Below are 14,602 nucleotides of genomic sequence, written 5' to 3' on the forward strand. Positions count from 1 at the left end.
GCAACGCTTTGTCAAATTTTGAATACGCTATCAATTATTACGAAAAAGAAAACTCCCCAGCACAATGGCAAGGGAGTCCAATTTCGTTTATGTATTACTCTGTATTATAAGAATACTGAATCTGTATTCTTAAAACCAAGCTCCATGCTCGTACGTTGTAATGCTTCCATTGCTTCCAGAGCCTACAGGTCCGATAATGATGAAGCTAAACAATGCTAAAACGCTTACCATCATCAATAGTGATTTTTTCATTCTTTCTCACCCCCTTTACTAATTCTCTATATTTCTCCTGTTGAGCGGTATTAGCATAATCTCTACTCATCTCAAATAAGGTTATACAATTAATAAAGTCTTTTCCGTTGTTCTGCTTAATAGATAGCTCGAGAGATTTCACAAGATAATCCACGCCTGTAATATAACGTTTCCTATTTATTTGATAAATCGCTACTTGATAGTACAACCGGAATACACGGTCGACGTTATTCGGCTCCTGAAACTCTTCAAATCTCAACATTTCTCGTGAGAATCGTGTAAGTATATTATCAGCAGAGAACCCATATCGATTAGCCGCATCCATAATGGTAATAAGTCCTGCTAAGATTTCGCCTGGGTGATCTGCCAAAAAATCTGTATAGCTAGGCAAGACATCTACATTGCCCATCAACATCTCTATCGTGAATCCATTACCAATTGCGAATAACCGGAATTGCTCTACAGCCTGACGACCTTCTTCGTTAATCATTTCAAACCAGCTAAGGTCTGCATAGCCCGCCGTGTACTTCTTAGCTTCCTCATATTTACCCTGCTTGGTAAGTGAGATTGCTTTGAGTAGATACCCATGCCCATAATAAACAACAAGCGGACGTTCAGTATGAAGAACTTCCTTTCGGCTATCCTGACTTTTTCGTAATTGGTCACGGTAAACAGCATTGGCCAACGTTCTTAGTTCATCGGCGAACGACTCCATTTTAATCCATCGCCGAAGATCAAAGCTCAACTGCGTTAGAGTAAGTAGACCATCTAACTGCATATTTTCTGGCAGTCGATTCCTGAAAGGTTCAAATGTAATAACTGCATGCAGCTTCTCGTCTGAATCGACAATTGATAAGATTGCTCTAAAAATACGATAATGACTGATTGCCAATCTCTCTGAGTAACTGTCGGACTCATTCTCTGCTACAATTTTATAGAAAAACATGGATTCATCTAGTTTACCTTTATTAAGTAACTTTTCGGCTATAGAATAAACGATATCTAGCGATTTCGGATATTCCAATAATCTGTTTAAGGTATCATCAATGCAATTTTGCTTGCCCAGTTCAGCGCAACGTATTAAAAAAGGCTCCACCCTGCGGCGTGAGACCTTCTCCTCATTAAAGCATTCATCAACGTACAGTGGATACAACCAACCATCAGGAAAACCAAAGGCTTTGATGATTGCATCTATTTGTCCCAAGGACATAGGCTTCGGTGGATTCCCATGCAGGATTGCACTGAGACTTCCACGATTCAGGCCACAAATTTTTGAAAAAGAGGCGAGATTATGGCCGGAGCGGGACAGATTTTTCTCAATTTCTGAGCGTATAGTTGTTAACTTTCCCTCCACTCGGCACCCCCAAAGTTTGACTTGAAAAGATCCTATTAATTGACATTATAGGTGAAAGTTATGGATTGTACAACCAATAGATTGTACGACAAAAAGAGGAGCGTATTTCTCTCCTCTTTATCGGTTGGATCTTCATAATAGTGTAATTCTATGGTTTAGTCGAAGTTTAAATTATTGTAATAGCGATTTTGAGCTTCAGCAGTAAGCCGTTGCACTTGCCTTGCGACTGCGTAAGTTCTCCATCATCTTATGTTGTGCCAGCAAAATATAACTGTCCAATCGCTCGCTTAGCTCTAGGACAGCATGATCACTAAGACTCCGTTGCTCCGCGACTTCCAGCAATTCGCATCTAAGGCTCTCTATAGTCACAAATAGCTCATCTTCTCTGTAGTCTCTTCTATAAGCTTTCTCGGAAGAACCTTGATATAGTGTCACAACTCTCTCCTTCTCTCTATCAACATCTCTTCCTATCATAATCCATGATGCCAAAAAACATATTTTCAAAAAAAAAGAAAAATTTGCAGAACATCCACAAAAATAAAATAGCTATTTAATCGGATGTTCTATAGGCTCGTGGGGAAGCTCATTTGGGTACTGTTCTCAATAGTCCCTTTGCAAAAGAAATCCATTCACGTGCTGCAAAAGATAAATAACGGTCTCTGCGCCATGCCATGGCTATCTGCCAGGGAATTACCGGATCTGTCAAAGGAATGACTACCAATCGTGAGCGATCCATGTCGCGGCAAATGGTTTCCGGCAATAATGCGATTCCCATTCCCGCGGCTACCATCTTGCTGATTAAATCCCATTGTGAACTCTCATATATAACCTTCGGCTGAAATCCAGCTTTTACACATTCCGTAATAATCCGATCGTGCAGCGTGAAATCCTCTCGAAATAGTACGAACTCCTCTTCTGCCAGCTCACTTAGCGGAACAAGCTCTGCCTTGGCCAGCCGATGTCCCATAGGCAAAATAAGATTCAACTTCTCTTCAACAAAGGTAAAACAATGAAGTTTGGCTGTATCTACAGGCAACACGACCATTCCAATGTCCAGCAGTCCCGTTTCTACATCTTCCTCCACTTTTTTGGCCCCATCCTCATGGAGACGAATGGTAACCTGCGGATAACGTTTATGAAATTGACCAATCACCGATGGGAAGAAGCTCGCTCCTACCATTGGAGGCAGGCCGATGCGGATGTGACCCTGCTCCAGATTCCGTAAGTTATCCAGTTCGGAAGACAAGCTAGCGAAAGACTCCACGATATTTTGCGCTTTAGTGAACAGAATTTCCCCTGCGTCTGTAAGTCTTACACTCTTCCCTTCACGGTAGAACAGGTCTGCCTCCAGTTCGACCTCCATATTCCGAATCATTTTACTGATCGTGGGCTGTGTTATATATAATGATTCAGCAGCTCTCGTAAAGCTTTTCATTCGTGCCGCTTGAACGAAATATTCTAATTGTCGGATATCCATTTATGTTCCTCCTAATCCATAGACAAAAGGAATGTCATTTATTCTATCTATTCATTTTACCTATGAAAACAATTGATGTAAACTTTCATTATCATGAAAGGAGCGAAGCCTTATGAAAAAGATTGTTATAGGCTTGCTGCAGGTAGCGGGACTTATGTTGTTCTCTTTACTTATCAATGCTGTGACCCCATTATTGCATATCCCTATTCCCGGAAGCATACTCGGAATGATTATATTGTTTCTCCTGCTTGAGTTCGGTGTCATTCGTCTGAATTGGGTAGAGGTCGGTGCTTCTTGGTTACTCGCCGAGCTCCTGCTGTTCTTCATTCCATCTGCTATAGGTGTAATGAAATACGCTAATATTCTGGAAACGGATGGATTACGCATTCTTGCCGTTGTCGTCTTAGGCACATTTGTTGTGATGGCTAGTTCCGGATTACTTACCAGTAGAATTTATAAAGCGAAGGAGCGTAAAGGATCATGTTAAACGCTCTGTTATTCTTTGCTCTCACGGTCGCGGTGTATTTACTCGCGAAGCGTATCTATGCTTCTACTGGTAAAGTCTATACCTCTCCATTAATCATCACACCAGTGATTATGATCATCTTTCTGCTTATAACAGGCATTACTTATGACTCATACAATGCGGGAGGAAAATGGCTGACGAATTTGCTGCAACCAGCAACCATGGCCTTTGCCATCCCTTTGCATAAGAACTTCAAGGTACTCAAAAAGCACGCCGCCGAAATTGCGGCAGGCGTGCTATCAGGGACGATAGTTGCGGTGATCTCTTCCATTCTGCTCGCCAAATGGCTGCATGTTAGCGGCGATCTGGCAGCTAGTCTGGTACCACGTTCGGTAACTACACCGATCGCTATGAGCATCTCGCAAAGTATTGGCGGTGTACCGAGTATTACGGCAGTCTTCGTTATTATTACCGGGATACTTGGTACAATGATGGGCCCTACTGTACTTCGCATCTTCCGCATTGAGAATGAAATTGCGCGCGGTGTATCGCTGGGAACCGCTGCACATGGTACAGGAACATCCAAAGCCTTCGAGCTTAGTTCACTGACCGGAACCATCTCCAGTATTGCGATGATTCTGTCCGCGCTGTTATCTATAGGTGTGGCGCCAGCTTTGCTCGCGATATTCCTCCACTAGGCTAACCCAGCTTGGGCCAAGGGCATGTCTCTTTAGTACATCTAAAGTAGCATGTCCTTTTTCTATGAATCAAACCCTAGAACTTAACAGGCAATCCGCTTTGCGCTGAATCGTAGGCCGCACAGGTGACTTTAAGGGTCTTGTATCCATCCTCATAGTCGCATAAAATACGCGAGCGGTCCCCCGTCCGTACAGCATGCAGGAAAGCTTCACTTTCTACTAAATATGGGTTTCCTGTATTCTCAAATTCGGTACTATTGCCGCTTCGCACTTCCAAGAGACGATCCGGGTTCCAGTCCAAAAGTCCCCGATCATTATAGAAGCTAAGTCCTACACTTCCCACCTCATCAGGTAAAACGCATGTATTTGAAATATTAGCAATAATTCCATTTTCAAGCTTCAGGGATACGGTGCCTACATCGGCCACGCTCACACCTTCATGCTGCTCATGCATAATCCGGTTTCCGAACATGCCATAGACTTCCTTCACTTCTCCGGCTAGATAGCGCACCAAATCAACGATATGTGTAGTCTGCTCTGTGAATTGTCCTCCGGATTGCTTCTGATCACGCCACCAAGCTACGCCTGGCATGCCGCCCATCCATTGCCCCATAATCATACCGACCTTGTCACCACGCAAAGTTTCTTTCAGACGTTTAATGTTCTCCTGATAGCGGAAATGATATCCTACCGAGGTTAACAAATTATGTTCTTTGATATCTTGAAGTAGGCTTGCGGGAATTTCAGTAGTCATACTAAGCGGTTTTTCTATAAAAAAGGGAATATCCCTCTTGATTAATGATCGTTCGATCGCGCCATGAGATTGTGGAGGCACACAAATATAAACAGCATCGAGCTTCTCAGCATCCAGCATCTCCGTAATATCACCATATCCAGCAGCATTGTATGGACGTGCCATATCTTCGCCTTTAGCCTTACTGCTTCCGCAGACCGCCTGCAAACGGACATCATCCATCTCTGCCAGTAAATCAGCATGTACCTTAGAGAACCAACCCGTACCCACAATACCCACTTTTAATGTCATTCTTTTTCCTCCTACCGATGGATTATGAATACCGTTGTGAATACCTTTCATAGATTATACCCCCTTATGAGCGGATAAGATAATCTCTCCATTCTTCGGGAAGCAAATGCATATAAGGACTCTGCAAAAAGCGATCATCCGCAAGCACAATAATGCCTGTATCTGTCTCGCTTCGAATCAGCCTGCCTCCAGCTTGCAATACCTTGCACATTCCCGGGTAGACATAAGCATAATCAAAGCCGTTTTTATCTCTGGCATTAAAGTACTGACGTAGTAGATTACGCTCAAGACCAAGCTGTGGTAGGCCAACACCAACAACCATTACCCCGTTGAGACGGTCTCCTGGCAGATCTACACCTTCCGAAAAGATCCCTCCGAGTACAGCAAATCCTAACAGCGTCTCGTCATTATCTGGACTAAATGCGGCTAAAAAACTTTCCCTAGCCTGCTCACTCATGCCTGTATCCTGCATCAAAGTCCGTACTTCGGGGTAATTCTCCGTAAAGACCTGATATACGTTTTGTAAATAGAGATATGAAGGGAAAAAAACCAGATAATTGCCCTTCTTTGAAACCATTTGATTCAATGCCTGAGTTAACGGGATTAGAGAAGCTTCCCGGTCATGATAACGTGTGGAGACAGGCAGCACGGTCACCTCCCATTGCTCCTTCTGAAAAGGAGATGAGACCGTTAAACTGTAATCTTCCTCCACCGCACCAATCATATCCCGATAGTACGATAATGGAGAAAGCGTAGCAGAGAACAGAATCTGACTTCGAAAGCTCTTAGACATTTGACGGAGCAAATACGAGGGATCCAAATTAAATAACTTCAAGTACACATCTCCGCGCCGAACCTCAGCATAGGTTATGTAGCGTTCATCATAAGTCTTAAAGGTGCGAAGCATCCCTTGAACTGCAAAATAGGTATCCAGGAGAACATTCTCTCCTTCTCCATTCAGAGGAACAATGCTGGCGCTTGGATGAATAAGCTCCTGTTCTGCTTCCAAAGAAAAGGTCTCAAGTAAGGCTGGCAGCTCCTCCGGGAACGAAGTCCATTGTCCCTGCCCCTCATCATTACAAATTTTACGAAGGGAGATGAAAAAAGCGTTCACCGATTTAGCTGCAGCACTCAAATTTCGGTTTACTTCCTTGTACTGACGCTGGATTTCTAGAAAAGGGGCCTTCAGCAAAGAGGCAGAGAACATCTCTCGTCCCCGGTCTACCAGATTATGCGCTTCATCTACTAGAAGCACCGTTTCTCTCTTTCTCTCCTCCGTTAGCCGTTTCAGGCTGATCCGAGGATCATATATATAATTGTAATCGCAGATCACCGCATCACAGGCATAGGCTGCATCCAGCGAGAACTCAAATGGGCACACTTTATGTTTGTGAGCATACAGTGCTAGGGTGTCTCTGCTCATCAGCGTCTCATGCTCTAACAGATCCATTACTGCATCGTTAATCCGGTCATAATAGCCATCCGCATAGGGACAGGAATCCTTGCCACAAATCCCTTCATCATGAAAACAGGTCTTCTCTTTAGCAGTAAGTGTGATGACATGCAGCTGAAGTTCTTGCGCCAACAGTAGCGAGATTGCTTCTTGTGCGGCAAAACGGGTAACCGTCTTAGCCGTTAAATAGAACAATCCCTTAGCTTGTCCTTCGCCCATTGCTTTAAGGACCGGGAACAGCGTTGACATTGTTTTCCCAATACCTGTGGGCGCCTGAGCGAACAGACTGACCTTTTCTACGATGGATTTGTACACCGCTCCGGCAAAATGCCGTTGTCCCTTTCGATAAGAGGGAAACGGGAATTGTAACTCTCGAAGGCTCTGTTCTTTCTTAGCATCATGACGAACCATCATCTCAGCGTACGGAGCATATCTGGCTACGGTATCATTAGCAAATGAGATCAGTTCATCTAAAGACAACGTGCGGTACAAGCTTTTTTGCTCATCAGTAGCCCGGTGGACATAGGTAAGCTTTACTTGAATAGAAGAAAGCTCCTGCTCCAGCGATACCATATATGCGTACATCAGTGCCTGAGCCCAATGTACCTCATGTCCCTCTTCCAGCATATCCAGCAGTCCGGAGGTTGATTTGATTTCTTCGACCGTTAAGCTCCCATCCTCCGAAATAAGCAGTCCATCACAGCGCCCATCTACTATATAGAGTAAGCTGCCATAAGGGATCTCTGTTTTCAGATAGACCTCCTTGCGGTCGCCTTCCTTATATTGCTTTTGGATTTTCTGATGAATTCGTGTTCCTTCAACCATAGAGGAAGTACCATGAAATCCAGGCTCAATACTACCGCTGCGAAAAACATACTCGACGAGAGTTCTAACGGATAGGGTTACAGTATGATCCAACTATTCTAACCTCCCTTAATTAGCCATATATCCTTTTTGTTCCCAATGTCTATTTCGGTCCTTTAATCGCTGTATAACCCCATGTGATAGCATAAACATCATCTTTCACCCATGCGTGTTAAACTTTACGCACTCCACAAAGCTTATACTTACGCTTTCGGTTTTTGACTTTCTTCTGCTAGCCCTGCATAATAAATTTTATTACTATGGAGTCATTTTGTCTTGACGCTGTTTCGTCCTGTTTGAGAAATGGCGTTTTATCATGTAGAAAGAGGGGGAAGCTGTGTCATCCTTTAATATTAAACGTTGGATCATTAAACCTTTTGTGTTTTTCACAATACTTTTTATCCTAAAAGCATTTCTGGCTTGGGGCGTCATTTTTGATGATGTGCTGCCTTGGAAGTCATTACTGACAGAAATTCCTTTTGCCTGGGCGCTCTTCTGTATTATTGAGCGGTTCGCCTCCAAACGAAAGCTTGGATATTACATGACAGTCAATTTATTAGTAACAGCCATCTTTTTCGCAGCCATTATGTATTTTAAATATTATGGAGTCATTGTAACTTACCATGCCGCGGAACAGGTGAATCAAGTCACAGCCGTCAGCAACAGCGTATTCTCACTAATGGATCCTTACTACCTATTAATCTTTACAGATATTATTGTCCTAGGAGGCTATTTCTTCTTTAATAAGAAAGGCCGTGTCTATAAAAAAGAGAATATCAACCATCGTAACGAAAAAATAAAATATAGTGTTCTATTCGCAGTCTCACTTGGTTTATGCTTGTTCAACATTTTGCCGAATAAGGCTAGTATGAACGAAATTAAGAAAGCTCAAGAGATGGGTATTCTTAATTATGAAGCCTATACGATCTTTGCAAAAGAAGAACCAGAGCTTGTGCAATCAAGTGATATTACACAAGATGCCATCAACAATGTGAAGGGGATTAATACTGCGGTTAGTTCTCCACTTCATGGCACGGCTAAAGGCAAGAATCTTATTATCATTCAATTGGAATCCTTCCAGAACTTTTTGATGGGTCTTGAGCTAGACGGGCAAGAGATTACACCGAACCTGAACAAGGTAATGAAGGATAGTCTTTACTTCCCCAATTTCTATCAAATGGTAGGTCAAGGGAATACGTCGGATGCAGAATTCGTAGTGAACACATCCGCCTACATCCCTCCACGTGGTGCAGCAACGATGTCCTATGTGAATAAGGTGCTACCAAGTCTGCCACGTTTGCTTAAAGAAAATGGGTATCAGACCGCAACATTTCACACGAATGTCGTAGAGTTCTGGAACCGTGGTGAGTTGTATGATTCACTGGGCTTTGATCATTATTATGATCGCAAATTTTTCGGTGAAGATGATGTTTTCTTCTTCGGCGCTTCTGATGATACGCTCTATAGTAAGACAGCCGATAAGCTAAAAGACATGAGCAACGAGGCTCAACCTTTCTACGCTCAGATCATTTCGATGTCAGCGCATCATCCATTCACAATCCCTGAGGATAAATACCGCATGAAGCTGCCAGAGCGTTACGAAGGTACTTTTGTGGGTGACTATATCCGTTCCCAGAACTATGCGGATGATGCCTTCGGACATTTCGTAGAAGAACTTAAAGCGAATGGCGTATGGGATAACAGCGTGATCATGATTTATGGAGACCATATGGGACTGCCTATTTATTCTCTCGATCATGATGATAAGCAATTAATGACTGAAATTTATGGTCATGAATATACCTATGCGGATATGTTAAACATTCCTTTGGTCATTCATGCAGGAGACAGCACAGCACCACAGACCTTAGAGCAAGTCGGTGGCGAAGTGGATATCATGCCAACTGCCGCGGGTCTTCTTGGAATTTCATTAGAGAATAACCTAGTTTTCGGTCAAGATCTACTCAGTCAGACTTATAATTTGCTGCCAGAGCGATATTATTTACCTTCTGGTTCTTTCATTTCCAGCTCAGGACTACTTATTCCGGGAAATAGCTTTGAAGATAATACACAATATCCTATTTATAATGGAAAAGTACCGGCTGCCACTGAGGATGAATACAACCGAGCATTGAGACTTCTACAGCTTTCCCACAGCTACATTACGCAGCTGCCAGACAAACCAATTAAGCCTTAGAATTTATCATTATATTTCAAAGAAGGCCACCTTCTCTCCGGAGAAGGTGGCCTTCTTTCTGTATCTATAAGCTAAAGCTAGAGATTTACCGTTTCTTACCGTTCCTGGTCCTCGATCATTCGGTAGTACTCCGCAAACTTTTGCAGTTCTTCCGGTTTCAGGATAGATAAATGCTCAGCAAGTAACTGTTTTGAACGGAAATGTCCTTCTTCAAGTATTTGCTGGCCTTGCTCGGTGATGGTCACCACAACCGCTCTCCGATCCGATCCATCCGTCTCACGTTTAATAAAACCCAGCGCTTCCAGGCGATCGAGCATCACGGTAATGGCACTGGATTTGACCTCCATAGACTCCGCCAGCTGTACCACCCGCGACCGCTTCTCTTTCGCTACTATATTTAACAGACCCATCTGAGGTACGGTAAGTCCGAGTTCCTTATGCAAAGTCCTTTGGGACATGATCTTACGTTGTACTCTCCACATGGATAATCCAAGACGCTCTATTAACGGATCTAATTGATGCGGCATCCTTGTTTCAACTCCCAATCCGTTTTTTATAACTCAAGCGTACCACTAGAACTGGTCAGGATTCAATGCTTTTGTCTACTAAACATTTCATAATCACGTTTATTTCCATAATTCTTCCACCAATTTACAATATCCGACACAAAAATACTATATTCTATGTAAGGTTATAAGCTTATCGATAGGCTATAATCGTAGCAGTGAGAGCGATTGTCACCGAAAACATAATTTGTCAAGGTTGGTGCAAAGAATGAAATTGGCAACTAAATTAGCTTGGATGATGTTCATCGTATTACTTCTTGTTGGATCATCCATTGGGTTCTTCGGATACCGTACTGCGTACAAGCAAGTAGACGAAGCAGCAGGTATCGAATTGGTAGGATGCGCCAATATTACAACCGGGCTGATTGACCCATCAGACATTACCGCATTAATTGCAGGAGATCAAAGCAAACTGGAGGCTGTCGAGGACCGGATCGGTTGGATTGTGGCACATAAGGCTATTTTTAAAGAGGCATTCATTTTGTCTTTAGACGGAAAAGTTCTTGCCTCAGATTCAAGCTTTAAAGCAAGAGGTTATAAAGCAGGCGATACTTTTTATTTCTCAGATGAAGAGAAGGAAAAGATCACTACATATAAGCATTCCGCCTACTCAAAGGTTTATACATACGAAGGCACATCACTCAAGACGGGCTACGGCCCCATCTATCAGGATCATGATCCATCCAAGCCTATAGTCGCTCTAATGGCTATTAACTTCGATGGACCATTAATTCAAGAACGGACCCGGGACATCATTGTTCAGCCCTTTATTATTGGGGCTTCCATTCTAGTTATTGCTATTGTAGCAGCATATCTGTTAATCCGCCGAATGGTAAGTCCTTTAACGAAGCTATCTAGAGGCGTAAATCTTGTGGCACAGGGCGATCTTACTCATGATCCTATTTCATTCAACAGCAAGGATGAGATTGGTACTTTAGCCCGTAATTTCAATGACATGACACAGAGCCTACGCATGCTCATTACCGAAGTCAATGAAACCTCCATGAAGGTGGCGTCTTCATCCGAAGAGCTCTCTGCCAGTGCACAAGAGACTAACCGTGCTGGTGAGTACAGTGTCAACGTTTCCATTGAACTTGCCGATGGAGCTAATACACAATTGCAAAATTTGGAGGGTGGGTATAAGTCTGTACAGGACTTGTCACACTTCATAACAGAGATTGCAGGAAATGCAGATAACGCAATGAATAATGCTACCAGTAACGCCGAAAAAGCTCGTACAGGTAGAGAAGCAATGGATTCTACTACGCAACAAATGCGCATCGTCAGTGACAGCATCACTGATTTAGCTGTCATTATTGAAACCTTGGGCGGCTACTCTAAGGAAATTGAGAATATCGTGGGCACGATTGCGAGCATCGCAGAAGAAACCAATCTGCTGTCGCTGAATGCAGCCATTGAAGCTGCAAGAGCCGGTGAAGAGGGAAGAGGCTTTGCGGTAGTTGCACAATCCGTACGCAAGCTTGCCGAGCGTTCCGCCCACTCTGCTGCTCAAATCGGTCAACTCGTAAGCATTATCGTGAATCAGATGGACCAAGCAGGAGAAACCATGAAGCGCTCTACAGAAGAGATGGGCCAAGGCCGGGAATTGATCGTAACGGCAGGTCGATCCTTCTCCGAGATTGAGATGTCTGTCTCTGGGATGGCTTCGCAAAGTCAGCAGATTTCCGGAACAGTCCGCGAACTAGCCTTCATCTCCGATGGTCTCGTTACTACTCTACAGAATATTGTAGACGTCGCTAATCAGACAGCAAGCGGTGCGGAAACATTATCCGCCTCCTCACAAGAGCAGCTTGCAGCCATGGAAGAAGTGGAATCAGCTGCAGGCTTCCTGTCCTCGCTAGCTGAGAAGTTACAGATTCTAATTGAACGTTTCAAAGTATAATCCTTCTTATTCATGTAAGTTCTTAAACTTAAAGGGGCTAGCGACCAGGCAGAGAAATTCTGCTTGGTCGCTAGCCCCTCTTCTATGTATTGAAATCACGACGCTGCCGAATTTGCTATAAACCACTCACCCAGCTCATGTACAGGCATCGGCCGACCGTAATAATAACCCTGCATGACTCTACAACCTAGTGATTTCAGCAATTCAATCTGCTCTGGTGTCTCCACACCTTCCGCCACGACTTCCATATTAAGATGGGTCGCAATCGCAATAATATTGCTGATAATAGCTTTCTTGGAGTGCATCTTGCTGTTACGAATAAATACTTGGTCAATCTTGAGTGTGTTCACTGGGATCTCATCCAAATTACCAAGGGAGGAGAAGCCTGTCCCAAAGTCATCCAGCGATACTCTTACCCCAAGCATCCGAAGTCTGGACAGCTGTGCAACCGTCTCTTTCATGTTATGCATCGCAATAGACTCTGTAATCTCCAGTTCGAGGAAGTGTGGCTCTAATTCTGAACATGTGAGTGCTTCCGCTACAACATCGTATAGACTCCCATTCTCAAACATCCGTGCGGACATATTAATTGAGACCGGTACGTTAGCTATCCCTTCCTTATGCCAAAGTCTGTTCTGACTACACACATCATGTAGCATCCAATAGGTAATCGGAACGATCAGTCCGGTCTCCTCTGCAATGGGAATAAATTCTGCGGGGGAAATTATCCCATGCTCAGGGTGCCTCCAGCGCAGCAATGCTTCAAGACCAACCGTAACGTTCATATACGAATCCCATTTCGGCTGGTAGACAACCATAAACTCGGAGCGTGCCAGCGCTTTACGAAGGTCCTTCTCCAGCGACATCCGTCGCAACTGATGGCGATTTGCTTCCTGGTCGAACACACTGCATTTGTTCTTACCCGAATCCTTAGAAGTATAAAGAGCCGTATCCGCAGCCTTCATTAACGCTGAGCGATCAGTTCCATGCGTAGGGGTCATACTAATTCCAACGCTTGCAGTAACATATAGCTCGTTGCCCTGAATACGATAGAATCTCTTAAGCTCATGCATAATACACTCTGCCTCTAACTTCGCATCCTCCAGCGTGCAATCCGGGAGAGCAATCAAGAATTCATCACCGCCTAAACGGAAGACCTTCCCCTTGTCTCTTACAGAATGATTTAATCTTGCTGCAACCTCCTGTAGTAACATATCACCTATATCATGTCCAAGCGTATCATTAATCGACTTAAAACGATCCAGATCCACAAAAAAAACGGCACCAGACCTACTTCCGAAAAATTCATTTTTAAAATAGCGTTCCAGTCCATGTCGATTCGGCAGCGCTGTTAATGAATCTTGATAGACCATTCGTTCAAGTACATGGCGATCCAGAAATACGGCGCCAGCAGAAACTGCAAGCATAAGTAGCGCTACGAACGAAACTCCAATTAACAGTACAATATCAGTCTCCACATTAAAAGGTTTGCTTCCGAGTAAGTTGTTATATTCGAAATGACTAGCCCTTACACTTGTATAATGTAAACCGGCAACTGAAATTCCAATAAACAATGCCGAGTATAGCTTCCACCTTTGAAACCCTGCGCATTCTTTGAACTTGTGAAACATCAATAATCCGATATAAGACGAAACCAAAAGAAGGGTTACAGCAACGGCTTGAATCCATGAATCATAATGAATCTTAGCCACAATCTTCATAGCAGACATTCCGATATAATGCATAGCCGAAAAACCGCTTCCCAAGAGGATACCACCTACTACTAAATGCCATACCCTTAGCCGAGGAACAGATGTGATCCGAAATGCCAAATAGCAGAATAACACACCAACCATTAGTGATAATATTACTCTGCCTGGATAATAATTGACCTCAGCCGGAAAGCGACTCGCCGTTATCTCAACATAATGTATTGCCCAAATACCGCAGCCTAGCACACAAGCCCCCGAGATTAGCCACAAGCGTCGAACTTTGCCGGTAGAACCAGCAACTTGCGAAATCAGATTCAGTGCGGAATAAGCAGCTATCGCCACTAGTGCAAATGATAGTAAAACAATCCAGACATTAAAGTGGATGCCCATTTTATCCATTAGTTAACCTCTTCACCGGTTTTGAATCCCGTAATCGCTCAGCGTATTTCTCAAGTAAAAAATCAGTACACGAATATCAGATATGGAAGAGTGCGTAAAGATTATAGGTTATCCATAAAAAGAAACTTTAGATGTATTCTACTCTGTATTCAGAAGATTGTCTAAGTAAATACTGGGATTTATACCCTTTTTTATTACGCGAAAAATGCCCATATT

The 14,602-nt window shown here is 43.5% G+C and carries 11 protein-coding genes; 4 read left to right on the forward strand and 7 right to left on the reverse strand.

The annotated features are described in order from the left end of the window. Positions 1-205: 205 nt before the first annotated feature. From L1028_RS02370 to cidR, 3 genes are all read right to left on the reverse strand, one after another. Complete coding sequence (locus L1028_RS02370) at positions 206-1,606, reverse strand: DNA-binding protein (RefSeq protein ID WP_234530856.1); 1,401 nt, start codon at positions 1,604-1,606, stop codon at positions 206-208. A gap of 195 nt (positions 1,607-1,801) precedes the next feature. Further along, on the reverse strand, positions 1,802-2,041 hold the full coding sequence (locus tag L1028_RS02375) for an aspartyl-phosphate phosphatase Spo0E family protein (protein ID WP_234530858.1): 240 nt from the start codon (positions 2,039-2,041) through the stop codon (positions 1,802-1,804). 148 nt (positions 2,042-2,189) lie between these two features. After that, positions 2,190-3,083 (reverse strand): cidABC operon transcriptional activator CidR, encoded by an 894-nt coding sequence (gene cidR, locus L1028_RS02380; RefSeq protein ID WP_234530860.1) that lies wholly within the window; start codon positions 3,081-3,083, stop codon positions 2,190-2,192. 112 nt (positions 3,084-3,195) lie between these two features. Here cidR and L1028_RS02385 point away from each other — a divergent pair, with 112 nt between their 5' ends. After that, the gene (locus L1028_RS02385) at positions 3,196-3,570 is read left to right on the forward strand and encodes a CidA/LrgA family protein (RefSeq protein ID WP_076285612.1); all 375 of its coding nucleotides are present in this window, start codon (positions 3,196-3,198) and stop codon (positions 3,568-3,570) included. Further along, positions 3,564-4,247 (forward strand): CidB/LrgB family autolysis modulator, encoded by a 684-nt coding sequence (locus tag L1028_RS02390; RefSeq protein ID WP_076285611.1) that lies wholly within the window; start codon positions 3,564-3,566, stop codon positions 4,245-4,247. The genes L1028_RS02385 and L1028_RS02390 overlap by 7 nt, the downstream gene beginning before the upstream one ends. A 76-nt stretch (positions 4,248-4,323) precedes the next feature. On the opposite strand, the gene L1028_RS02395 is transcribed toward L1028_RS02390, so the two are convergent. Further along, positions 4,324-5,292 carry a Gfo/Idh/MocA family protein gene (locus tag L1028_RS02395; RefSeq protein WP_234531156.1) on the reverse strand — a complete coding sequence of 323 codons (969 nt, stop codon included), beginning with the start codon at positions 5,290-5,292 and terminating at the stop codon, positions 4,324-4,326. A 64-nt stretch (positions 5,293-5,356) separates the two neighbouring features. Then, the gene (locus L1028_RS02400) at positions 5,357-7,663 is read right to left on the reverse strand and encodes a helicase C-terminal domain-containing protein (RefSeq protein ID WP_234530861.1); all 2,307 of its coding nucleotides are present in this window, start codon (positions 7,661-7,663) and stop codon (positions 5,357-5,359) included. A gap of 283 nt (positions 7,664-7,946) precedes the next feature. Here L1028_RS02400 and L1028_RS02405 point away from each other — a divergent pair, with 283 nt between their 5' ends. Then, the gene (locus L1028_RS02405) at positions 7,947-9,806 is read left to right on the forward strand and encodes an LTA synthase family protein (RefSeq protein ID WP_234530863.1); all 1,860 of its coding nucleotides are present in this window, start codon (positions 7,947-7,949) and stop codon (positions 9,804-9,806) included. A gap of 95 nt (positions 9,807-9,901) precedes the next feature. Here L1028_RS02405 and L1028_RS02410 read toward each other — a convergent pair whose 3' ends face one another. Continuing rightward, positions 9,902-10,333, reverse strand: a complete 432-nt coding sequence (locus tag L1028_RS02410) for a MarR family winged helix-turn-helix transcriptional regulator (RefSeq protein ID WP_234530864.1) — start codon at positions 10,331-10,333, stop codon at positions 9,902-9,904. Between the two features lie 247 nt (positions 10,334-10,580). Between L1028_RS02410 and L1028_RS02415 the strand changes: the two genes are divergently transcribed. Continuing rightward, positions 10,581-12,275, forward strand: a complete 1,695-nt coding sequence (locus tag L1028_RS02415) for a methyl-accepting chemotaxis protein (protein WP_234530865.1) — start codon at positions 10,581-10,583, stop codon at positions 12,273-12,275. A gap of 95 nt (positions 12,276-12,370) precedes the next feature. Here L1028_RS02415 and L1028_RS02420 read toward each other — a convergent pair whose 3' ends face one another. After that, on the reverse strand, positions 12,371-14,386 hold the full coding sequence (locus L1028_RS02420) for a bifunctional diguanylate cyclase/phosphodiesterase (protein WP_234530867.1): 2,016 nt from the start codon (positions 14,384-14,386) through the stop codon (positions 12,371-12,373). Positions 14,387-14,602: the final 216 nt, after the last annotated feature.

Origin of the sequence: Paenibacillus pseudetheri (assembly GCF_924513355.1) — a bacterium.
Classification (GTDB): Bacteria; Bacillota; Bacilli; order Paenibacillales; family Paenibacillaceae; genus Paenibacillus_AQ; species Paenibacillus_AQ pseudetheri.